Raw genomic sequence first — 22,248 nt, forward strand, 5'->3', positions numbered from 1 at the left:
GGAGCACGGAGCACGGAGCACGGAGCACGGAGCACGGAGCACGGAGCACGAGGAGCGATGAGCATGAATTTTCAAGAACGGCTTCGGCCGGTGCCGGCCCAAGCGAAGTTCGAGCTAGCAGGATGGCATGTATGGTGCGGATCGATGACACGAGATGAGGAGGGGACGTATTATTTGTTTTACTCGCGATGGCCGGAGCGGGCTGGGTTTGACGCTTGGGTTACACATTCGGAGATTGCCTACGCAGTGGCGGACCATCCGCTCGGACCGTTTCACCACGTGGATACGGTGTGGAGCTGCAGAGACGGCGAAGCGAGCTGGGATGGAGACGTGGTGCACAACCCCGCGATTTTGCGGCAGGGTAACCGTTACTACTTGTATTACATGGGGACGCATGGCCCCGATTGTGCGCTTGATCAGCCTGTCGACGAGGCGACTTGGTGGGCGTACCGCAATAACCAACGCATCGGCGTTGCCGTGGCAGATCATCCCACAGGTCCTTGGACACGTACGGCTAGTCCCGTACTTGATGTTTCCCTCAGAGAGTGGGATGGCCTGATGACGAGCAATCCCACGGTGTGTGAAATGGCGGACGGCCGAATCCTGATGATGTACAAAGGCGTGGCCGAGGGCCCTCCGCCTAAAGGGGGCGCGGTCAATGCGGGCATTGCCTTGGCCGATCATCCGTTAGGACCGTTCCACAAGCAGCCAGATCCGACAGTTTCGAACCCGACGAACGATTGGGCCGTGGAGGATCCCTATATATGGCGTCAGGGCGAGGGGTATTACGCGCTGATGAAGGATTTTCAGGGTTATTTTACGAAATCGGAACGTGGTTCTGTTGCTTTGTTTGAATCACCCGACGGCTTGTCCTGGCGACCATCGCGGCATGTGTTGGCGTTTGATCTGCAGATTCCCTGGGTCAATCAAGCAACGCAGCCCGTCACGAGACTTGAACGCCCTCAGTTATGGTTCGACGAAAGCGGGAAGCCCGCAGTTCTGCTGTGCGCTGTTCTCGAACGAGAGGGGAGCCGAACGTATAACGTCCAAATTCCACTAGGAGGAGATTAATAATGAGTCTATTCCCAAAATGGTTTAAACCCCTTCGCACGGTGCTGCCCGTTTGTTTGTTGGCCACAGCCGCCCTATCGACACTTTCGCCAACTCAGGCATCAGCCACGGCACCAACGGGCTACACGTTATATTACGCAGATGAGTTTAACGATGCAGCCGTGAATGAAAATGATTGGATGTACCGCGACGCAGGCCCGTACTCCCAAGGCTATAATCGCAAAGAAAATGTGCGAGAATCGGGCGGATCTTTGCATATCGATTTTAAACACGAGCAGATCAATGGTACTTGGTATAACACCTGCGGTGGCATCATTTCGAAGAAACTGTTCGGCTATGGCTATTATGAGACGAAGGCGAAGCTGTTTAATGCTACGACAGGGCTGCATTCTTCCTTCTGGAGTATGGGACTGAGTAACCATATTGCCGCGGACAATGTAACGGGGTTAACGGCTGAAATTGCCGCTGGCAATTTGCCTTACTACAATCAAGCGACAGAGATTGATGGTTTCGAGCATAACTCGGGAACCAACGGATATGACACAGGGACTATCACGTACGTGCCTGGTTACAGCTCGCCGCGTCAGAGTGTAAGCACTACGCCAGATGCCTGGCATGTGTATGGCTATGAATGGACGCCGACGGCAATTAAATTTTATCTCGACGGCACGCTCGTCAACTCGATTAATACAACGACAATCCCGCAGCCGTTTGCACCGGCCAACTTCTGGCTGACAGCCTTGGGCTACTCAGGAGTCTCCGACTATTCGAAGCTGCCAGGTGAGAGCGAATTCGATTACTTCCGTTACTATGCGAAAAGTTATCCGAATGCCAACCTGCTGGGTAATCCTCAAATGGAGTACACCGTGAAGGATACATCGAAGGGTTACACAGACCAAGATACACCAAACTGGATTGAAACCTATGACAAGGATGCCAGTTTCATGACAACGACGGATACCCATACGGGTACGCGTGCATTGAAGCATGCCAAGTCGAGTGATTATCTGGTGACGACGAAGCAAAATTTGAACGGCATTGCGAACGGCACGTACCAGTTAAGCGCCTGGGTAAAGAGTTCTGGGGGTCAATCACAGTCCATGATGCGTGTGCTGAATTATGGCGGACCGGAGATGAACCTAACAATCCCAGCAACGAGTACTTGGACACAAGTTACGCTGAACGATATTCCAGTGACCAATGGTCAGGCCACGATTGCATTCACATCGAATGCCACGTCCACGCAGTGGATGCTCGTTGACGATGTGAATTTCAGCGAGGTCTCGGCTACCACGGTGTACGAAGCGGAAACCTTGCCGGTGACGGTTTCCACCGGTGATTCGCAAGCGAATTATGCGGATGCGCCAGCGAGCGGGGGTTCTTTTAACAATTTGAGTGGGAATGCAGTAGGCGATTATGTACAGTACACGCTGAATGTCCCACAAACAGGTACGTATACGGTATACGTGGGCAATCGGAAAGCGGCCAATAAGGGGATTTATCAGCTAGCTGTTAACGGCACAAATCTAGGCTCGACCGTTGACCAGTATGCGGCAGCATCCGGGTACGCCGAGTCTAATCTGGGCACGGTCACGATTAGTGCAGCGGGCAACCAGACGTTCCGTTTCACGGTAACGGGCAAAAATGCGTCCGCCAGCACCTACAATCTAGCCTACGATTACATCACACTCGTGAAGAATTAAGCATAAGGAGCCGTCTCTCTTCGGGGAGACGGCTTTTTAACTAACGCGTGCTTCCTATCGGTCGCGCGATTTCCGAAGATTTTAGACCAACTGCCAAAGATATGAAAAGGATCACTCCTCCCGCGGCGATACAATAAAGCTATAAACAAAGAGAGAGAGAGGAGAGGCAAACATGCAACGAACGATTAACCTATTGCGAAGATATGGCGTCATGTACGCGCTATTGCTCCCTGGCTTGCTGTACTTCGCCGTATTCAAATATGTGCCGATGGTGTACATCGTCGCTGCGTTCAAAAACTATAACGTGCTGCAAGGACTGGGCGATAGCCCGTGGGTGGGGTGGCAGAACTTTCAGTTATTTTTCGACGGTGTGTACTTTAAACAAATTATAGGGAACACCATTATAATTTCGTTTTACAAGCTGATCTTCTCGTTCCCAGCCCCGATTATTCTGGCGCTTATGCTGAATGCCGTCACTTCGCCAGGTTTCAAAAGAACGATCCAAACCTTAACGTATTTACCTCACTTTCTATCGTGGGTCATCATTTACGGCTTGCTTGTCGCTTTCTTAGCGCCAGGGTCGGGGCTCGTTAATCAGCTGTTGACCGCGTTCCATTTGGATCGGATCTCCTTCCTAACGGAGTCGGGGCTCATCCGAACGCTCATCGTCTCAACGGACATTTGGCAGTCGGTTGGTTGGGGAGCCATCATTTACTTGGCAGCGCTCACAGGAATCGATCCGAGTCAGTACGAAGCAGCAACGATGGACGGCGCGTCTCAAACTAGGCAATTGTGGCACATTACCCTGCCGGGTATTCGCAATGTCATTATCCTAATGCTGGTTCTTAGGCTTAGCGCGATTCTCGATGTTGGTTTTGACCAAATCTTCATCATGCTCAACCCGCTGAATCAAGAGAAGGCGGATGTGATCGAGACCTGGGTGTATAGGGTCGGATTACAAGAGGGACGTGTTGGACTTGCTACCGCTGTCGGGTTATTCAAATCGGTCATCGGCTTCGTGCTTGTACTTGGTGCGAACCGTATTGCCAAAAAATTTGACGGACAAATCTGGTAGGAGGAGGAAAATCATCCATGCGTCATATGACTGCTGGCGACCGGGTCGCCCAAGGCCTTAATTATTTGCTTCTATCCCTGCTAGCTGCTTCTTGTGTATTACCGTTTCTGTATGTAATCAGTGTTTCACTGACACCAATCTCCGAGTTTATTAAGAAAGATGGTCTTGTCCTCATCCCAACCCATACCACCTTGACCGCATATCGAGAGATTATGCAAGGTGGCAGGCTCTTGGACGCTTACCAAGTTACACTCTTTCGAGTTGTTGTCGGTACGCTGCTGAACTTAGTGTTTACCGTCATTACTGCCCTGCCGCTTTCACGTAAAGGGCTGCCTGGGCGAAGCGGGTTCCTGCTATTCATCGTATTCACCATGCTGTTCAACGGCGGTATTATTCCGGGCTATTTGCTCGTAAAAAATGTAGGACTACTTAATTCCGAATGGTCCCTTATCATCCCAGGCTTGATTAATGCGTTTTATCTCATGATTGTGAAAAGCTTTTTCGAACAGCTGCCAGAAGCCATTGATGAAGCTGCGCGCATAGATGGAGCGGGCGAAATCTCGATTCTCGTTCGTATCGTAATCCCGCTTTCCGTTCCAATTATTGCAACGATTGGTCTGTTCTATGCCGTATGGCACTGGAACAGCTACTTTGATGCCCTGCTCTACATCAATACCCCTGAGAAGCAGCCTGTGCAGCTGTTTCTACGCCAGATTCTACTCGCTTCCGTCGCCATTAGCGGGGACGCAGCGGAAGCGGCTAATTCCGTCAATCCGATTTCGGTTCAAATGGCGTCCGTCGCCATTACCACACTGCCCATACTGGTTGTGTACCCGTTTATTCAGAAGCATTTTACCCGTGGTGTTCTGCTTGGCTCTGTGAAAGGTTAGTCCAGAGCCGATATCGATGATATCTAGAGGCAACTCTCGATATAGCATGTATAATAGACTAAAGGGAGAGGTTCAAGATGAAAAAGAATCACGCAAGTGCGTTGCTGAGCATGACTGTGCTGTTAGGGGTTGTTGCTGCGGGCTGCAGCAAGGCCGAGAATACGGCGTCTCCAAGTGCAAGTGTTGCTGCTGCATCCTCGGGAGCTACACAAACGGCTAAACCGCAGGAAGCGGATAAGAAGTATAAAATCAGCTTTTATAACACGATTGGCTATCGGTTAACAACCCCAATGCCGGCGAAAGAGCAGGATCCAATCCGTCAGATGATCGAGAAAGACAACAACATGGATCTCGATATGACTATGGGCGGCGAGAACTGGAAGGATAAGCTCAACTTATTGATCTCCTCCAACCAAATTCCGGATATTGTGTCGTTCCCAGATCGGGCTTCGGCGATTAAATACTACGATCAAGGCTTATTGACGGATCTCGACGATTTGTTGAAGGAGTTTCCAGATCTCCCGAAAGCATTCGATCCTTCTCGCCTTGAGCCTATGAAATATAAAGGTCACACGATCGGCTTACCTGCATCTGAAGCGGTTGGCGGTGTAAATGGCTGGTGGATCAACAATACCTGGCTGCAGAAGTTGAACCTGTCTATTCCAACCAATCCACAAGATTTATTAAACGTCATGAAAGCGTTCACTTTTAATGACCCAGACGGCAATGGCAAGAACGATACGTATGGCTTCGTCGCCATGCTGCCGAAGGATGGTTCACTTGGTTATAGCACGAGCGGCCCAGTAGGCTTCCAACAAATTTTTTGGATGTTTGGAGTGCAGCCTAACTTCGTGGATGTCAAAGACGGTAAGGTTGTCGTGTACAACACCGATCCGAAGACGAAAGAAGCCCTGCAATTTATTAAAGATATGATCGATGCGAAGGTCGTTGATCCGGACTGGGTAACCATTGACGACGGTCTCAAACGTGATAGTAAGATGTACCAAGGCAAAGTGGGTATTATGATTAACGACTGGCGCCGTTCAGAGCCTGCGGAAACGAAGAAAATGCAGGATGCTGGAGGCAGTGTGCCGGATTGGAAGCAAATCGCACCTCCTAAGGGACCGTATGGGGATCAGATTCTGGATGTGAAACCTTTCCAACAGTCGCTGATTGGTCTCTCGAAGGAAGCGATGAAAGATGCAGGCAAAGCAAAGCGTGCTATGCAGTTCATTCAGTATCTGTACACGAATAAAGATGCTTACCCGTTCCTTGCCTATGGTATCAAAGATAAATCATTTACAGTTACAAATGGCACGCCGAAGCTGATAGATAGATCCACCTACAATGAGAAAGAAATCGAGTGGCGCTATAACTATGCGTTCGTTCGCAAAGCGACGGACAGCGTGTACTTTGACTTTCAGAAGCCTGACATCACGAACGCCAATCAGAAGATCAACACGAGCTATTTAAAAGAGAACAATATTAATCCACGTGTTTTCGATGACCCAAGCGACCCTATGGCACAAGATCGACTCAAATATGCCAATGAGATGATGCTCAAATTCGTAACAGGCAAAGAGCCGCTGGCGAACTGGGATGCTTACGTGAAGACGCTGCAGGACAAATTTAAGCTGAACGATGCGATTGCGAATTACACGAAACAGCTGCAAGGTGATGGGGTTTTAAAATAATAAGTGCGGGAGAAGGGGAGATACCTCCTCTTTTTCCACATTCAATAGCTTAGCAACGAGGGGTGCACACATGCGGGATTGGATGAAGAAATGGTTTCACAACATATCGTTCCGGCTGTTTCTAGTCTGTTTCGTCTTCGTGCTCAGCTCGGAGGCTATTCTTAGCGGGTTATCTTATCGCTATATAAAAAATGAAATTACAACAAGTCAGCTTAATCAAGCGACTCAGCTCCTGCATAAGGAAGAGGAGTATATCGACCTGTACTTTCTGCTTGTGCAAAATACGATCTCTCAACTGTCTAGCTCAGCTAATTCGTGGCGTAATGATCTAAACGCTGCGCAAGCCGCATTGGAGAATGCCTATCGAGAGAATTCGGTCATGTTGACCGATGTGTATATGATTCGCAAGGACTTATCCATCTTGGGCGGAAATTCGGTAACGAAAGTCATCAATGATACAAGAGAAGACCGCGATCCTTTGTACAAAATGGCGTATAGTAACGCCTACGGCTCCGTGACGGTGAGTCAACCTTACCAGAATTTCTTCTCTGGTTGGACGGTGACGTTCACCAAAGCGATTACGATCGCTGACGAGCCTATGGCTGTAGCTGTCGATTTGAACTTAACTGCTCTGCAGGAGCGGTTGCAGAAGATTGGCGGCGGCAGTAACGATCTGCAGCTGGGGATTATGGACAAAGAGGGGCGCGTCATTCTGGAGCCCGTGGGGAGTCGATTGTTCAATGTTGTCGATCATCGGCTGCGGTTTGACGATCGGGATGGCCGTGAGCTTGCCGAAGCGAAGGATGACGTCTTTCAAGAGCGGATGAATGGGACGAATGTGACCATTATGAAGAGCATTAATCCACGTACCAAATGGATCATATTTGCCTTCTATGACGGCACGACGCTGCAAACTTCGCTGAAGCGAATCGAGACATTTTTCATCGGACTGCTGCTGCTTGGATTCGTTCTCAGTGCGATGACGGCGGGCTTCGTCGCTCGTATGATTCGGACACCGGTCTATTATCTCATTCGCAAAATAAGCCAAGTTCGCCACGGGGATTTGAATGTCAACATTTCCAGTTCACGTCGTGATGAATTTGGGAAACTTGCTGAGACATTCGACGAGATGCTGCAGCAAATTCGAACCTTAATTGAGCACGTCAACCTTGGTGAACGCAAGAAGAAAGAGTTAGAGATTCAAGTGTTGCAGTCCCAAATTAATCCTCATTTTCTATACAATACACTGGGTTCGATCTCGAATGTGGTTGCTTTCGGCCGCTACCATGAGGTGGATAACCTCATTGAGGCATTGATTTCGATTCTGGAATACGGAATTACCGATTTCTCAGACCGTGTCAGCTTAGAGCAGGAGCTTCGGAATGTGAAGGATTATTTATATATTCAAAAGATTCGGTACGATTGTGAGTTTGAGCTGATCGAACAGATTGACCCTGTCACGCTGCAGCTGCCTGTCCTTCGTATGGCGCTTCAGCCGATCGTGGAGAACAGTATTTTCCACGGCTATGCAGGTGGGCGTAAGTCGGGTGCTATCCGGCTGTCCGCCATTCGGAGAGAAGGCATGCTCATTATTGAAGTGGAGGACGAAGGTGTCGGCATGACACCGGAGAAGACAACCGAGTTATTACTGGCCGATCCTGTTGAGAAAAAGTTAGACCAGCGCAAACGCATCGGTTTGTACAACATTCACCAGCGCATCCGTTTGAATTATGGTGAACCTTACGGGCTTAACGTGTGGAGCGAGCAAGGTCGTGGAACTTGTGTCACATTGACATTCCCAGATGATATAGGGCAGGAGCTTGGAAAGCCGGAGCAACGAGAAGAGGGGGAGGCGTAATGAGAGAGGTCACTTGCTTAGTCGTGGATGATGAGCCGCCGATGGTACAGCGGTTGGTCACTTATTTCGAGCGATGGGGAGAGCGGCGGTTGCCTTTTCGACTCGTTGGTCAAGCCTATTCCGGCGTTGAAGCGTTGGAAAAAGCGGCAGAACTGCGTCCGGATCTCATTCTTACGGATATTGTGATGCCAGGAATGGACGGGATCGAGCTGATCCGTCAGCTCCGCGAACGTCTGCCGGGCGTGGAGGTTATCATTTTAAGCGCCTACTCCGACTTTGCTTATGCCAAACAAGCGATCGCCATGGGCGTGTTTGAGTACTTGGTCAAGGTCCCTTTGCGCGAAGAAGATGTTCGCACAGCCTTGTCCAAAGCACGAGACAATGTGATGGCTCGTGAGGAAAAGGAGCGGCGTCTCCAGAGTCTGAGCGGTTCGGTGAAGGAGAATTCCTATCGACTTCGTAAGCATCTCCTCGAGGAGATGCTGCGCGGCGAAGTGTCGGAATCTATTATGGAGCGCAGAAGTGCGGAACTGGTGCCGGGCTTTGAGCCGCGTCAGTATGGTTGTTTTGCGGTGCGATTCGATAATTATGAGGTATTCTGCGCGGAGTATTCGCCAGGTGATCGCAACATGCTCAAGTACGGCATGCTGAATATTATTGAGGAAGTGCTGACGGAGAGCGGTGGTTGCTTCGCTTGTGAGCTACAGCCTAACGTCATCGTAGCCTTTGCTACGATTCGAGCGGGCAGCGAACAGTCGTTCGATCGCATCTGTTATGAGCTAGGGGAGCGTATTCACGATGCCATCAAGACGTATTTACGGATATCCGTTTCAGTTGGAGTGAGCCGGATGTACAGCGGTTGGAGGCATGCGTCAGCGGCATATGAGGAATCGGGCGGTGCAATCGTTGACACGTTCTATGCCAGCTTTGGCACGGTGGTTACACCAAACCGCAGGTTAAGTTACAGCGAGAGTGACTGGCGTGAATTTGTGGAGCGTTTTGAAGAAACACTCGATCGTACAAATACGAAGTCGGGAGGCGAAGCGCTCGCGCCATTGCTTCATTTGCTGCACAGTCATCGGATTAATCCCAGTAAGTTACTGAGTTATGTGGAAAGTTGGTGCGCGCGGCTTCGGCAGCGGCTGCTGCCAACGGAACATGCTGATGTAGCCGCAGCGGGGATATTTACGGATTGTACGCATTTGCATCAGCTGGTGGAACGGCTGCGCTTAGCGTGGGAAAGGCTTCACGCACAGGCCGAAGGGAGTGGTCTCCGCGCTGAAATGGTTAAGGCCATGCGATTCGTTGACGATCATCTGAAGGAGTCGATCTCACTCGGCATTGTGGCGGAGCATATTCATTTGAATCCGTCCTATGTGAGCGAGCTTTTCAAAAAAGAACTTGGCATCAATTTCACCGACTACGTCTCGAAGCGAAGAATTGAGCGGGCCATCGAGCTGTTGCGCAGGAGAGACTACTCCAATTTAGAGCTGGCCGAGGCGGTAGGCGTTCATAATGAGAAGTATTTCTGTACGTTGTTCAAAAAAATAACCGGGACCTCCCCGCAGAAGTTCGTTGCAGCAAGCGGGAGGGACTGACTAGGAGCGATCCGATTGTGAAAGCGAAGCATGTGCAAAGTGAATTCGAGCCGTCGATATTTCAGAATCCGCCTGCCACTTATCGCAGCCTGCCCTTCTGGTCTTGGAATGATAAGTTGGAACCGGATGAGCTGCGTCGGCAGATCGGTGAGATGAAGCGAGCAGGGTTAGGCGGCTTCTTTATGCATACGCGGCAGGGGTTGGGCACGCCTTATATGGGTGAGGAGTTTCTGGATGCCGTCGAAATATCCGCGGAAGAAGCCAAAGCCCAAGGGTTGGAAGCGTGGTGCTACGATGAGAATGGCTGGCCCAGTGGAACGGCAAATGGCGTTGTTCCTGCATTAGGGGCCAACTATCAGCAGAAGTCACTGGAAGGCGTTAAGGTTACGCGTCAAGATGATGCGGAGCAGCAGATCGACGTATACAGGCAGGATCCTGACTTTATGTGTATGCTTGTGCGCGGAGCGGGAGAGAGCCAGTGGCGGGTGCAAGAGGATTCTCAGGCGTTAGCAGGGGAGTCGTCTCTTCTAGCGTGGGATGAAGGCATCGCTGTGATGTGCCGCGTGAATCCCTACTATATCGATATCCTTTCTGCCAAAGCGATGGAGGCCTTCTTACAGGCGTGCCACGAGGTTTACTTCGACCGTATGGGTGAGAGCTTTGGTGCTAAGGGGATTCCGGGGATTTTCACAGATGAATTTAAGTTTTCAGGGATCCCTTGGTCCGTTGATTTGGACATCGCCTATAGGGAGCGCTATGGGGATACGTTGTTGAATGCACTGGGTTGGCTGCTGACGGAGGTAGAGGAAGGGACACCAAGCGAAGTATTGGATGCAGCTTATCTTGCTCGCTACCGTTATTGGCACCTCGCGAGCGAAAAATTTCAGGCATCTGTCCGCCTCGTCGCGGACTGGTGTGAGACGCATAATTGGCAGCTTACAGGCCACTTCATGGGGGAAGATACCCTCGCGGAGCAGATGCAGTATACAGCTGGGGTCATGCCGCTATATGAGCGGATGCATATGCCGGGCATTGATATGTTAGGACGGACGCCGCGTAGTGTACTGCTGCCCAAGCAGGCCGCCTCGGTAGCGCGGCAGTTAGGAAAGCCTTTCGTCATCACAGAAACCTTCGGTTGCTGTGGCTGGAATCTGAGCTTTCGCGAGATGAAAAGGATCGCCGAATGGCAGTTTGTCCTAGGCGTGAATCGGCTATGCCCGCATCTGCAATCGTATTCGATTCGCGGAGTTCGCAAGCGGGATTATCCGCCGTCTCTGTATGTGCAGCAGCCTTGGTGGGATGTATATCGTCAGTTTAACGATTACTTTGGCAGGCTCACTTATTTATTGACCTTGGGCAAGGCTGTGCCAGGGATTCTTGTGCTGCACCCGATTCGCACAGCTTGGCTTCAGCATGGGGCTAAGAAGGAAGCTGTGGAGCATCTACAGGACCGGATGGACGAGTTGGCTTCCGTGTTGTTGGGGCTTCAGCGTGACTTTGACTACGGGGATGAAGGGTTGATGGGGAAGTACGGCGACACAAGAGATGGCCTGCTGCTTGTGGGATCGCAGGAGTACGATACGATCATCATTAGTGACTCGCTCACGCTAGAAGCTTCTACTTTTGAATTGTTGAAGCAATTCACAGCAGCTGGCGGGAAGGTCATTCTGGCGGGGGAAATGCCTCGTTACTTATCAGGTGAGCGATGTGACGAGCTGACAGCTTGGTTTTCGAGTGACGAAGCGGTTCGAATAACCGAAAGCAGCCGCATAGGCGAACATGTGCAGGTGCGCAGAGATTGGGTATCATCGGTCGAAGGCGCATCATCAGATGCCATACGTAAGCTTTATGTACAGGAACGCCGGTTGCCAGGTATGACGATGCTCTTCGCTGTACACACAGGCGATGCTGAGTCCATAGCGTTGCAGATTCATAAGGAAGACAACAGAAGGTGGCTTGAACTCGATTTGGAAAATGGGACAATAGGCGAAGTCGATGCGCGTCTACCAATAAAGCTGAGCCCGGGTGACTCGAAGCTCTTCATGGTTGTGGACAGCGAGGAAGGCATCGCTGAACTGGATCTATGGAGTGCTGGTGCTTCACGCCAGCAGCCTTCACAGCCGACCGTTGAGAACTTATTCTCAACGGCAACGGCGCCGCAAGAGACTATCAACATCGACGCACCGTGGGACTATCAGCTATCCGCACCTAACGCCTTAACGCTGGACTATGCCTCTTTTCGTATCGACGATGGTGATTGGTCTGTTCCAACCTACGTGTTGAATATTCAAGAGCATTGCATCGCCATGCAGCGACCTGTTCATATCGAGCTGGAGTTCACGTTCGAGATAGATGCCGAGCTGATGCTGCATACCGATCGTTCGCTGTGGAAGATAGCTGTGGAGCGGCCCGAGCAGTGGGAACTTCGGGTGAATGGTCAACTCGTCCGAGCAGAGGAAGCGGACGGTTGGTACGGAGGGGATCGGAGCTTTCCGATGCTGCCCATCGGAGAATATATTCAGGCGGGGCAGAATCGCGTCCGCATGTCCGGTCACTTTTACTGCAATGAAGAGGTCTATAGGTTCTTCGGTGTGGCAGGGGCTAATTTAGCTCCGATTCGGAATAAGCTCTTCTTCGATGTTGAGATTGAAAGCATCTACGTGCTGGGCCCATTTGCCGTGAAGCCGCAGGGGGGCTGGGAGCATACGGAGCGGGACGCGCTATGGACGGAAGGTCCATTCACCCTGACAACACTGCCAGAGCAGCTCCAGCTGGCGGACACCACGAAGCAAGGTCTGGTCTTCTATGGTGGTGCAATTGCCGCGGAGCAAACCATGACCTTATCCGAGCAAGTACTACTAAGCCTACGCGATGCGCGAAGCAGGCTCGTTCTCCAGTGGGACGCCATGCGCTGCCCGGCAATGAACATATCGATAAATGGCGGCTCCGCCAAGACGATTCTCTGGGGTACACAGCAACTGGATATCACGGATGAAATCGAAGGAGAGCAGCTCCTGCTTCAGATCGAGTTGTTGACCAGTGGTCGAAATACATTTGGCCCCCATCATCATCTCAAAGGTGAAGTAACGTTTGTTGGACCTACAAGTTTCACCGATAAAATTGGCTGGGTCGATGCTGGCGCCGATAAGATTTGGACCGATCGCTACTGTTTCGTTATCTTCGGGTTATTAGGTGTGCAATTGCTGCTCATTCCATCGTAGTAAAGTATCCACATGCCACTACCAATTTTCATCATCATGGCCTCATTCAAGCCCCTCGTTACAGCCTATTCTCACATCGAGAGTAAGGCTTTCGAGGGTTTTTTGCTATAATTTGATGTCCCATCGCAAACAGTGCATATTGTTGGGTTCTACAGCAGATAAGTTGGATAACATATGATATAATAGACAAGGTTTGCCTGACCCCCTGCCTGTAGATTGCTCGAAACAGGTCGAAATAGGGTTGAGAAGAACGAATCTTGCCATCGGCTACCATGCTTATATTAGGAGGAACACATGGGTAAAGTACATATTTGCGATCATCCGCTTATTCAACATAAGCTTACCTATATTCGGGATGAGAATACGACAACGAAGGATTTCAGAGCGCTTGTCGATGAAGTTGCTACATTAATGGTTTATGAAATTACACGAGATCTGCCACTAGAGCACGTACAAGTCAAAACCCCCGTAACAACGGCAGATTGCCAAGTCATCTCGGGCAGAATGTTGGGGCTTATCCCTATTTTGCGTGCTGGTTTGGGCATGGTTGACGGCGTTCTAAAGCTGATGCCTGCTGCCAAAGTGGGACACGTTGGTCTTTATCGTGACCCTGACACGCTTCAACCTGTGGAGTACTACGTGAAGCTGCCTACTGACGTCTTGGAGCGGGACTTGTTAGTCATCGACCCGATGCTCGCGACTGGCGGATCCGCCAATGCAGCGATTGAAGTGCTGAAACGCAGAGGCTGCACGCGCATTAAGCTCATGTGTCTCATTGCTGCACCAGAAGGCGTCGCTTCCGTTCAAAAAGAGCATCCTGACGTCGATATTTACGTCGCTGCGGTTGATGATCATTTGAATGATCATGGTTACATTGTGCCAGGTCTCGGGGATGCGGGAGATCGTCTGTACGGTACGGATTAATATTTGAAAAAGACTATGCTTACGAAGTCAGTTTTCCTACAGAAAACTTTAGAGGGAGAAGAAACCGATGAAACGTCTTAAAGTGATTACGATCTTCGGAACAAGACCTGAAGCTATCAAAATGGCTCCGCTTATTCTCGAGCTGGAGAAGCACCCTGAGCAGATTGAGTCGCTGGTTTGTGTAACGGCGCAGCATCGTCAGATGCTGGACCAAGTGCTGGATATTTTCAAAATTACGCCTGACTTTGATCTTAACGTGATGAAAGACCGCCAAACGTTGAACGAAATCACGATGCGCGTTCTGCAAGGTTTAGAGCCTGTATTCAAAGAGGCGAAGCCGGACCTGATTCTTGTTCACGGGGATACGTTAACGACATTCCTTGCCAGCTATGCGGCATTCATGCAGCAGATCCAAGTAGGCCACGTGGAAGCGGGTCTTCGGACGTGGAACAAATTGTCCCCGTATCCAGAGGAAATGAACCGTCAATTAACTGGCGTTATCGCGGATCTCCACTTTGCGCCAACCCAGCAATCGGCAGATAACCTGCGAAAAGAAAATAAATCCGAGTCACAAATTTATGTGACAGGCAATACGGCCATCGATGTGTTCAAGTACACCGTGCGGGAGAATTTCGAGCATCCCATTCTTGAATGGGCTGCAGGCCGCAAGCTGATCTTGATGACAGCGCATCGCCGGGAAGCACAAGGTGAACCGCATCGTCAAATTTTCCGTGCCGTGAAACGCATCGCTGATGAATTTGAAGATATTGCGATTGTTTACCCGGTGCATCCGAATCCGGTCGTTGTGGAGCCTGCCCATGAAATTCTTGGCAATCATCCGCGCATCAAGCTGATAGATCCGCTAGACGTTTTCGAGCTCCATAACTTCTACCCGCATACGTATATGATTCTGACTGACTCTGGTGGCCTTCAAGAAGAGGCGCCAACCTTCGGAGTTCCAGCGCTTGTCCTACGTGACACAACGGAGCGTCCAGAAGGCATTCAAGCTGGTACGCTGGAGCTGGTTGGAACGGATGAAGAAGTGGTCTACGAGCGTGCTCGCGCCCTCCTGACAGATGCAGATTTATACAATAAAATGAGCCAAGCCGCCAACCCTTATGGGGATGGAAAAGCGTCCGAACGAATCGTTCAATCCATTCTCCACCATTTCGGTAGGACTACTGAACGCCCGGAATCTTTCTAACCGTGACAAAATCATGACAAACGCTACAGCGTACAGTTGGACTGTTCGGTTTGAAAACGCGCAAACCCTTGAGCCGCAAGGCTCCAAGGGGTTTTGTGAGATGTGACAAATGAAGTTCCGTCAATTGACAAACCTTGCGTGGCTTCGTTACAATGAATGAGGATTCGTAGCAGATAAGCTGCGAGACACGTTTTCCCATGTGGAAAACACCCAGGAGGATGCGATGAAACGGCCAAATTCCAATGATAATCCTTGGCGGGCAGTGGCGTTAACTAGTGCAATTGGCATAGATCTTGTCGTTTGTTTGGTCGCTGGATATTTCTTCGGCGAATGGCTAAGCAGCACACTAGGAGGCCAATTCTGGCTGTTAGGTGGATTTTTACTGGGGCTTGTAACCGGCATCATTAGCATTTACTTCATGATAAAGCAGTACGGAGGGCTATGATGGACGACTTTTCAGCCACTCTGAAAACGGTTCAAAACGTATTTCTATTCTTTTTATCCTTTTGTTTGGCTGCATGGGCGCTTCTTGTCGATTACAGGATTTACATTGCAGGACTTATGCTTGGCTCCGTTGCGAGTATGATCAGTGCAAGGTTTCTAGCCTGGAAGATTAACAAGTTGGCAGCAGCTGCGATAGAGCAGAGCGGGCGCAAGGTAACCCTTGGCTTTCTGACTAGGGCAGCAATCGCTGGGTTCGTAGGTTTGGTTGCCGTTAGGTATCCCGAACATGTTGCAATAACCACAACGATTGTTGGATACTTTTTTGCTCAATTGGCAACACTCGTACTGGGTATTCTTTCTATTAGGAAGTCTAAGAAGTAATTCCACGATGTAACTTCAATGGATGAAAGGGGTGAAAATGGAAAATATGGAACATAAGGTACCAGAGTTTGAGTGGTTAGGCTTTCATTTCGATGCATCCGCACTGATGATGATCGGGATTACCTCAGTTATCGTGCTTATTCTTGCAATCGCAGGAGCTAGCCGAGCATCCGTAACGAATCCTTCGAAATTGCAAAACTTCATGGAATGGACAATTGAGTTTGTAGAAGGCATTATTGGGAGCACGATTGGTTCCAAACATGGCAAGGGATTCATCGCATTAGGTCTTACACTTATCATGTACATCTTTATCGGCAACATGCTCGGCCTTCCTTTCTCGATCGTGACGGAAGATCATGTATCTTGGTGGAAATCACCGACAGCTGATATCGCAGTAACAGGGGCGTTAACGGTTGTTGTTATCGTACTAAGTCACTTCTTAGGGATAACTCGCAACACGAAGCATTACTTCGCGCATTATTTTGAGTTCAAAGGGGCAATGTTGATCCTTCATTTAATTGAAGTCGTCTCCAAGCCGCTTACACTCGCTTTCCGTCTTTACGGTAACATTTACGCAGGTGAAATTATGATATCTGTCATTGTTGGAGCAGGTTGGTTTGGCGTAGCGCCTCTCTTCGTATGGCAGGGCTTCAGTGTGTTCGTAGGTGCGATTCAAGCCTTCGTATTCACGATGCTAACCATGGTTTATATCTCACAAACATTGATTCACGAAGAAAAGCATTAAGAGTAAGACTTACCTCGGGAAGTCTCGAGTCACTTATACAACAACAAAAACTTAAGAGTTTAAGGGAGGATTTTATCAATGGGAGCAATAGCATTAGTAGCAGCAGGTATCGTATTCGGTTTGGGAGCACTAGGTGCAGGTATTGGTAACGGTTTGATCGTAGGTCGTGCTTTGGAAGGTATTTCCCGTCAACCAGAACTTCGTGGTACGCTTCAAACAACAATGTTTATCGGGGTAGGTCTAGTTGAGGCAATGCCGGTCGTTGCATTGGTTCTTGCGTTCATCTTTATGGGAAAAGCTTAAGAAACCGTTTGGCGGGGATGGCATTAGCTACCACGCCTTCGTTTTGCCCATGTTATCAGAAGGGAGTGACGTTACTTGCATATTGAATGGTCCACATTTTGGATACAACTCGTCTCGTTCATTATTTTATATTTGTTGCTTTCTAAATTTGCGTTCGGCCCTCTGTTCGGCATGATGGAAAAACGCAGACAATTGGTGAAAGATCAAATTCAAACAGCTGAAAACAGCCGCAAGCAAGCTGATCAATTGTTAGAGGAACAAAAGCAAGCGCTGCAACAAACTCGTAAGGAAGCTTACGATATTATTGAGCAAGCGAAGCATACAGGTTCCAAGCAAGCTGATGATATTATTCATGCTGCTAGCGCAGAAGCGAATCGTCTGAAAGACGAAGCGTTGAAAGATATCGAAAATGAGAAGAACAAAGCGGTTGCCGCTCTTCGCAGCCAAGTTGGCGCGATGTCCGTTCTGATCGCATCCAAAATTATCGAGAAACAAATCGACGAAAAGTCACAAGAAGAACTTGTTGAGCATTACCTCAAAGAGGTAGGAGGCAACGTATGAGTGACATCGTCGTAGCGAAGCGTTATGCCAAAGCTCTCTTCGAAGTAGCGAAGGAAAAGAATATCATTTCCCAAGTGGAAGAAGAGCTTAAATCTGTAGCTAGTGCGATTAGGGACAATGCAGACTTGCAGATGTTCCTGAACCATCCGAACATCGGGACGACCGTCAAAACGGACCTGCTGAAGCAGATTTTCGAGGGCAATGTTTCCGAACCGGTGTGGAACACGCTGCTGGTCTTGATTGATAAAGGTAGACAATCCATTCTTTCCGCCTTGGTCAGCGATTATGTCAAGGTTGCGAATGAAGCACTCGGGCAAGCGAGCGCAATCGTTTACTCCGCATTCGTATTAACGGATGCACAGCAAGCGGAAATTGCCTCACATTTTAGCAAAGTAACAGGTAAAACGATTCGTGTTTCGTCCGTAGTTGAGCCTAAGCTGCTCGGCGGTGTACAAGTACGTATCGGTGATCGTTTATATGATGGAAGCTTGGCAGGCAAGCTAGACCGCTTGGCCAAAGCATTGGTTTAACACAAGCACTGTAAGAATAGGGGTGAAGTTCGTTGAGTATCAAACCTGAAGAAATCAGCTCATTGATTAAACAACAGATAGCAAACTATAATTCCGATATCCAAGTGGTTGATGTAGGTACAGTCATTCAAGTTGGTGATGGTATCGCTCGTGCTCACGGCTTGGAAAGCGTAATGGCAGGCGAGCTGCTTGAGTTTCCAAGTGGCGTTCTAGGTTACGCGTTTAACTTGGAAGAAAGCAACGTAGGTATCGTTATTCTCGGACCTTACAAAGATATTCGTGAAGGCGACCAAGTTAAACGTACTGGCCGTATCATGGAAATCCCTGTAGGTGATGCACTACTAGGCCGTGTTGTTAACCCATTGGGTCAACCGGTTGATGGTAGAGGTCCTATCGAAACAACTGGATTCCGTCCAATCGAATCCCCAGCACCAGGCGTTATGGCCCGTAAATCGGTACATGAGCCAATGCAAACAGGGATCAAAGCGATTGATGCGATGGTACCGGTTGGCCGTGGACAACGTGAGTTGCTCATCGGTGACCGCCAAACAGGTAAAACAGCGATTGCAATCGATGCAATCATCAACCAAAAAGGCAACGGCGTTAAATGTATCTACGTTGCTATCGGTCAAAAGCAATCCACTGTCGTAGGTGTTGTTGAAACACTTCGTCACGCTGGCGCTTTGGACTACACAATCGTTGTAACAGCTTCTGCTTCTGAGCCTTCACCAATGCTTTGGTTGGCTCCGTACGCAGGTTGCGCAATGGGTGAGTACTTCATGTACAAAGGCGAGCACGTGTTGATCGTCTATGATGACTTGTCCAAACAAGCAGCTGCTTACCGTGAGTTGTCCCTCTTGCTTCGTCGTCCACCGGGTCGTGAAGCTTATCCAGGGGATGTTTTCTACTTGCACTCCCGTCTTCTAGAGCGTGCTGCGAAATTGAATGATGAGCTAGGTGGCGGTTCCATGACGGCACTTCCTTTCATTGAAACACAAGCAGGCGATATCTCAGCATACATTCCTACGAACGTAATTTCGATTACGGACGGACAAATCTTCTTAGAATCCGACTTGTTCTACTCAGGTCAGCGTCCAGCGGTTAACGTTGGTAACTCTGTATCCCGTGTAGGGGGCTCCGCTCAAACGAAAGCGATGAAAAAAGTTGCCGGTACACTTCGTGTTGACTTGGCACAATATCGTGAGCTTGCAGCGTTCGCAGCATTCGGTTCTGACCTAGATAAAGCTACTCAATCGCGTTTGGACCGTGGTGTTCGTACGCTTGAAATTTTGAAACAAGGTGTTCACCAACCGATGTCATTGGAGAAGCAAGTTGCTTCCCTATACACAGTTGTTAAAGGACACGTGGATGATCTTCCTGTTCAAGACGTTACACGTTTTGAAGGTCAATTCTTGGCTTTCTTGGAATCGAACCGTCCAGAAATTCTACACAGCATTCGCGATACGAAGGACATCACTCCGGATAACGATAAAGCGCTTGTAGAAGCAATTGTTCAATTCAAAAAGAGCTTCGCAGCTTCTGTATAAATCATGATGGTAGAGCTTCCTGCCTACAGTGAAGCTCTACCTCCCATGTTAACCCTGGGCAGGCTGATCGCCTGAGTTCAGGTCTTCGAATGAAGGCTTTTCTAAGCCTCAAAAGAGAGGTGAGCAGGTATGGCAAAAGGAATGCGCGAGATTAAGCGCCAAATCAAGTCCACACAAAGCACGAAGCAAATCACGAGAGCGATGGAAATGGTCTCTGCAGCGAATTTGAGACGAGCACAACGTTCTGCGGAAGCAGCACGTCCTTACTCAGACAAGTTGAAAGAAGTTGTTCAAAGCATCGCAGCTGGAAGCAAAGGGATCAAACACCCGATGTTACAGACACGCGAAGTGAAGAAGACGGGCTATTTAGTAATCACCTCGGATCGTGGATTGGCTGGAGGATACAACGCTAACGTGTTGCGGAAGGTCATGACCGAGATTCGTGAAAACCATAAATCAACAGCTGAATATTCGATTTTTGTAATCGGACGTAAAGGCAGTAACTACTTCCACAAGCGCAATATGCCAGTTGTAGAAGAAGTAACAGGTGTTCCGGATTCACCGAAATTCGCGGATATCAAATCTGTCGCTTCAGCAGCAGTGAAGAACTTCGAGAACGGAACATATGACCAGTTGTTCTTGGTATACAACCAATTCAAGAATGCGATTACCCAAATTCCAACCATGATTCGCCTGCTTCCTATGGAGGAAGTTACTGGCGTGGCTGCTGCTAGTTATGAGTATGAGCCATCACCAGAAGGTGTTCTGGAAGTATTGCTGCCTAAATATGCAGAAACGCTTATTTACAGTGCAGTACTGGAAGGTAAAGCAAGTGAGTTTGGTGCGAGAATGACAGCGATGAACTCTGCTACGAAGAATGCTACAAAAATGATCAGCGGCTACACATTAGCTTACAACCGTGCGCGTCAAGCTTCGATTACCCAGGAAATATCGGAAATCGTTGCTGGAGCGAACGCGAACGCATAACAATGAAGCTTCTACGGAAGCAAAGCTTTTCTTAGGAGGGAAACCATGAGCAAAGGGCGCGTTGTAACAATTACAGGGCCAGTCGTCGACATTGAGTTCGAACGCGGACAACTCCCTGAAATCTTGAATGCCATCAAGATTGAAAAAAATGATAATGGCGTACTTTCCACAATGACAGTCGAAGCAGCTGTTCACCTTGGTGACAACTTGGTTCGTTGTATCGCAATGTCCTCAACTGACGGACTTGTGCGTGGAGCAGTAGCTACAGATACAAAAGCTGCAATTACTGTACCAGTTGGAGCAGCAACACTAGGTCGTGTGTTTAACGTATTGGGAGATCCGATTGATGGAATCGAAGAAGTTGACCGTACATTAACAAGCGGCATTCACAAAGAAGCTCCAGCTTTCGACAACTTGTCGACAAAAGCAGAGATTCTTGAAACAGGTATCAAAGTTATCGACCTTATGGCTCCTTATGTTAAGGGTGGTAAAATCGGTCTCTTCGGCGGCGCGGGTGTAGGTAAAACCGTAACGATGCAAGAGTTGATCCACAACATCGCACAAGAGCACGGCGGTATCTCCGTTTTCGCAGGCGTTGGAGAGCGTACTCGTGAAGGTAATGACCTTTACCACGAGATGAAAGACTCCGGCGTTATCGCAAAAACAGCGATGGTATTTGGTCAAATGAACGAGCCTCCAGGCGCGCGTCTTCGCGTAGCTTTGTCCGGTTTGACAATGGCTGAGTATTTCCGTGATGAAGAAGGTAAAGACGTTCTTCTATTCATCGATAACATCTTCCGTTTCACACAAGCTGGTTCCGAGGTTTCCGCTTTGTTAGGCCGTATGCCTTCCGCGGTAGGTTACCAACCAACCCTAGCTACAGAAATGGGTCAATTGCAAGAGCGTATTACCTCCACGAAAAAAGGTTCCGTTACTTCCATTCAAGCGATTTACGTTCCTGCCGATGACTATACGGATCCGGCTCCTGCAACGGCTTTCGCTCACTTGGACGCAACAACGAACTTGGAGCGTAGTATTGCTGCAGCAGGTATTTTCCCTGCGGTAGATCCACTTGCTTCTTCTTCCCGTATCTTGACGCCAGAAACACTTGGCGAAGATCACTATAGAACAGCACAAGGCGTTAAACAAATTCTTCAACGTTACAAAGAACTTCTGGATATTATTGCGATCTTGGGTATGGATGAGTTGTCCGATGAGGACAAATTGACTGTACACCGTGCGCGTCGTCTCCGCTTGTTCTTGTCTCAGCCGCTTCACGTTGCTGAGCCGTTCAACGGTTTCCCAGGTCTTTATGTACCATTGAAAGAAACTGTGCGTAGCTTCAAAGAAATCCTTGAAGGTAAACACGATAACCTTCCTGAAGTAGCTTTCCACAATGTTGGAACGATCGAAGACGCTATCGAGAAAGCAAAAACACTGTAAGCTTGGCATCTTGCTAAGAACGGTTTTTGCTCAAAGATAAGCAACGCTTACGATAGTTTACCTACGGTA

19 protein-coding genes are annotated in these 22,248 nt (G+C 49.1%); all 19 read left to right on the top strand.

Features of this window, described 5'->3' with window-relative positions; all coding sequences use genetic code 11:
- Nucleotides 1-1,071: glycoside hydrolase family protein (locus A8709_RS20085; protein WP_208607715.1), on the top strand; the 1,071-nt coding region annotated here is incomplete at its 5' end.
- 2 nt (nt 1,072-1,073) lie between these two features.
- Nucleotides 1,074-2,774, top strand: coding sequence for a family 16 glycosylhydrolase (locus A8709_RS20090; RefSeq protein ID WP_065854458.1), 1,701 nt, complete (start codon nt 1,074-1,076; stop codon nt 2,772-2,774).
- Nucleotides 2,775-2,946: 172 nt separating this feature from the next.
- Nucleotides 2,947-3,849, top strand: a complete 903-nt coding sequence (locus tag A8709_RS20095; protein WP_065854460.1) for an ABC transporter permease — start codon at nt 2,947-2,949, stop codon at nt 3,847-3,849.
- A gap of 17 nt (nt 3,850-3,866) precedes the next feature.
- Entirely contained in the window at nt 3,867-4,739 is an 873-nt protein-coding gene (locus A8709_RS20100) for a carbohydrate ABC transporter permease (RefSeq protein ID WP_084225201.1), read from the top strand.
- Between the two features lie 77 nt (nt 4,740-4,816).
- Complete coding sequence (locus A8709_RS20105; protein ID WP_065854461.1) at nt 4,817-6,433, top strand: type 2 periplasmic-binding domain-containing protein; 1,617 nt, start codon at nt 4,817-4,819, stop codon at nt 6,431-6,433.
- Nucleotides 6,434-6,503: 70 nt separating this feature from the next.
- Nucleotides 6,504-8,291, top strand: coding sequence for a sensor histidine kinase (locus A8709_RS20110; protein ID WP_065854463.1), 1,788 nt, complete (start codon nt 6,504-6,506; stop codon nt 8,289-8,291).
- Nucleotides 8,291-9,889, top strand: a complete 1,599-nt coding sequence (locus A8709_RS20115; protein WP_065854465.1) for a response regulator — start codon at nt 8,291-8,293, stop codon at nt 9,887-9,889. Before A8709_RS20110 ends, A8709_RS20115 begins: the two co-directional genes overlap by 1 nt.
- Before the next feature lie 17 nt (nt 9,890-9,906).
- Nucleotides 9,907-13,110: a glycosyl hydrolase gene (locus A8709_RS20120; protein ID WP_065854468.1), complete on the top strand. Its 3,204-nt coding sequence runs from the start codon at nt 9,907-9,909 to the stop codon at nt 13,108-13,110.
- Nucleotides 13,111-13,404: 294 nt separating this feature from the next.
- Nucleotides 13,405-14,034, top strand: a complete 630-nt coding sequence (gene upp, locus A8709_RS20125) for a uracil phosphoribosyltransferase (RefSeq protein ID WP_065854470.1) — start codon at nt 13,405-13,407, stop codon at nt 14,032-14,034.
- A gap of 67 nt (nt 14,035-14,101) precedes the next feature.
- A complete protein-coding gene (gene wecB, locus A8709_RS20130) occupies nt 14,102-15,238 on the top strand; it encodes a non-hydrolyzing UDP-N-acetylglucosamine 2-epimerase (protein ID WP_065854472.1) in 1,137 nt (378 codons plus the stop codon).
- 223 nt (nt 15,239-15,461) lie between these two features.
- A complete protein-coding gene (locus A8709_RS20135) occupies nt 15,462-15,683 on the top strand; it encodes an AtpZ/AtpI family protein (RefSeq protein WP_065854474.1) in 222 nt (73 codons plus the stop codon).
- Entirely contained in the window at nt 15,683-16,063 is a 381-nt protein-coding gene (locus A8709_RS20140; RefSeq protein WP_065854476.1) for an ATP synthase subunit I, read from the top strand. The genes A8709_RS20135 and A8709_RS20140 overlap by 1 nt, the downstream gene beginning before the upstream one ends.
- A 46-nt stretch (nt 16,064-16,109) precedes the next feature.
- Nucleotides 16,110-16,808 carry a F0F1 ATP synthase subunit A gene (atpB, locus tag A8709_RS20145; RefSeq protein WP_065854680.1) on the top strand — a complete coding sequence of 233 codons (699 nt, stop codon included), beginning with the start codon at nt 16,110-16,112 and terminating at the stop codon, nt 16,806-16,808.
- A 78-nt stretch (nt 16,809-16,886) separates the two neighbouring features.
- A complete protein-coding gene (atpE, locus tag A8709_RS20150) occupies nt 16,887-17,111 on the top strand; it encodes a F0F1 ATP synthase subunit C (RefSeq protein WP_028556930.1) in 225 nt (74 codons plus the stop codon).
- Nucleotides 17,112-17,186: 75 nt separating this feature from the next.
- Entirely contained in the window at nt 17,187-17,672 is a 486-nt protein-coding gene (gene atpF / locus A8709_RS20155; RefSeq protein WP_065854478.1) for a F0F1 ATP synthase subunit B, read from the top strand.
- Complete coding sequence (locus A8709_RS20160; RefSeq protein ID WP_065854480.1) at nt 17,669-18,202, top strand: F0F1 ATP synthase subunit delta; 534 nt, start codon at nt 17,669-17,671, stop codon at nt 18,200-18,202. Before atpF ends, A8709_RS20160 begins: the two co-directional genes overlap by 4 nt.
- A 32-nt stretch (nt 18,203-18,234) precedes the next feature.
- Nucleotides 18,235-19,749 carry a F0F1 ATP synthase subunit alpha gene (atpA, locus tag A8709_RS20165; RefSeq protein ID WP_065854482.1) on the top strand — a complete coding sequence of 505 codons (1,515 nt, stop codon included), beginning with the start codon at nt 18,235-18,237 and terminating at the stop codon, nt 19,747-19,749.
- Between the two features lie 129 nt (nt 19,750-19,878).
- A complete protein-coding gene (gene atpG, locus A8709_RS20170) occupies nt 19,879-20,736 on the top strand; it encodes an ATP synthase F1 subunit gamma (RefSeq protein WP_065854485.1) in 858 nt (285 codons plus the stop codon).
- 45 nt (nt 20,737-20,781) lie between these two features.
- The gene (atpD, locus tag A8709_RS20175; RefSeq protein ID WP_065854487.1) at nt 20,782-22,179 is read left to right on the top strand and encodes a F0F1 ATP synthase subunit beta; all 1,398 of its coding nucleotides are present in this window, start codon (nt 20,782-20,784) and stop codon (nt 22,177-22,179) included.
- Nucleotides 22,180-22,248: the final 69 nt, after the last annotated feature.

Origin of the sequence: Paenibacillus pectinilyticus (assembly GCF_001700435.1) — a bacterium.
Classification (GTDB): Bacteria; Bacillota; Bacilli; order Paenibacillales; family NBRC-103111; genus Paenibacillus_E; species Paenibacillus_E pectinilyticus.

Bases quoted from the DNA above. Each gene is read 5' to 3' on its own strand.
- atpB (WP_065854680.1), top strand. From the start codon at position 16,110: ATGGAACATAAGGTACCAGAGTTTGAGTGGTTAGGCTTTCATTTCGAT.
- upp (WP_065854470.1), top strand. From the start codon at position 13,405: ATGGGTAAAGTACATATTTGCGATCATCCGCTTATTCAACATAAGCTT.
- A8709_RS20115 (WP_065854465.1), top strand. From the start codon at position 8,291: ATGAGAGAGGTCACTTGCTTAGTCGTGGATGATGAGCCGCCGATGGTA.
- wecB (WP_065854472.1), top strand. From the start codon at position 14,102: ATGAAACGTCTTAAAGTGATTACGATCTTCGGAACAAGACCTGAAGCT.
- A8709_RS20095 (WP_065854460.1), top strand. From the start codon at position 2,947: ATGCAACGAACGATTAACCTATTGCGAAGATATGGCGTCATGTACGCG.
- A8709_RS20135 (WP_065854474.1), top strand. From the start codon at position 15,462: ATGAAACGGCCAAATTCCAATGATAATCCTTGGCGGGCAGTGGCGTTA.
- A8709_RS20105 (WP_065854461.1), top strand. From the start codon at position 4,817: ATGAAAAAGAATCACGCAAGTGCGTTGCTGAGCATGACTGTGCTGTTA.
- atpE (WP_028556930.1), top strand. From the start codon at position 16,887: ATGGGAGCAATAGCATTAGTAGCAGCAGGTATCGTATTCGGTTTGGGA.
- atpG (WP_065854485.1), top strand. From the start codon at position 19,879: ATGGCAAAAGGAATGCGCGAGATTAAGCGCCAAATCAAGTCCACACAA.
- atpD (WP_065854487.1), top strand. From the start codon at position 20,782: ATGAGCAAAGGGCGCGTTGTAACAATTACAGGGCCAGTCGTCGACATT.
- A8709_RS20090 (WP_065854458.1), top strand. From the start codon at position 1,074: ATGAGTCTATTCCCAAAATGGTTTAAACCCCTTCGCACGGTGCTGCCC.
- A8709_RS20140 (WP_065854476.1), top strand. From the start codon at position 15,683: ATGGACGACTTTTCAGCCACTCTGAAAACGGTTCAAAACGTATTTCTA.
- A8709_RS20100 (WP_084225201.1), top strand. From the start codon at position 3,867: ATGCGTCATATGACTGCTGGCGACCGGGTCGCCCAAGGCCTTAATTAT.
- A8709_RS20110 (WP_065854463.1), top strand. From the start codon at position 6,504: ATGCGGGATTGGATGAAGAAATGGTTTCACAACATATCGTTCCGGCTG.
- A8709_RS20160 (WP_065854480.1), top strand. From the start codon at position 17,669: ATGAGTGACATCGTCGTAGCGAAGCGTTATGCCAAAGCTCTCTTCGAA.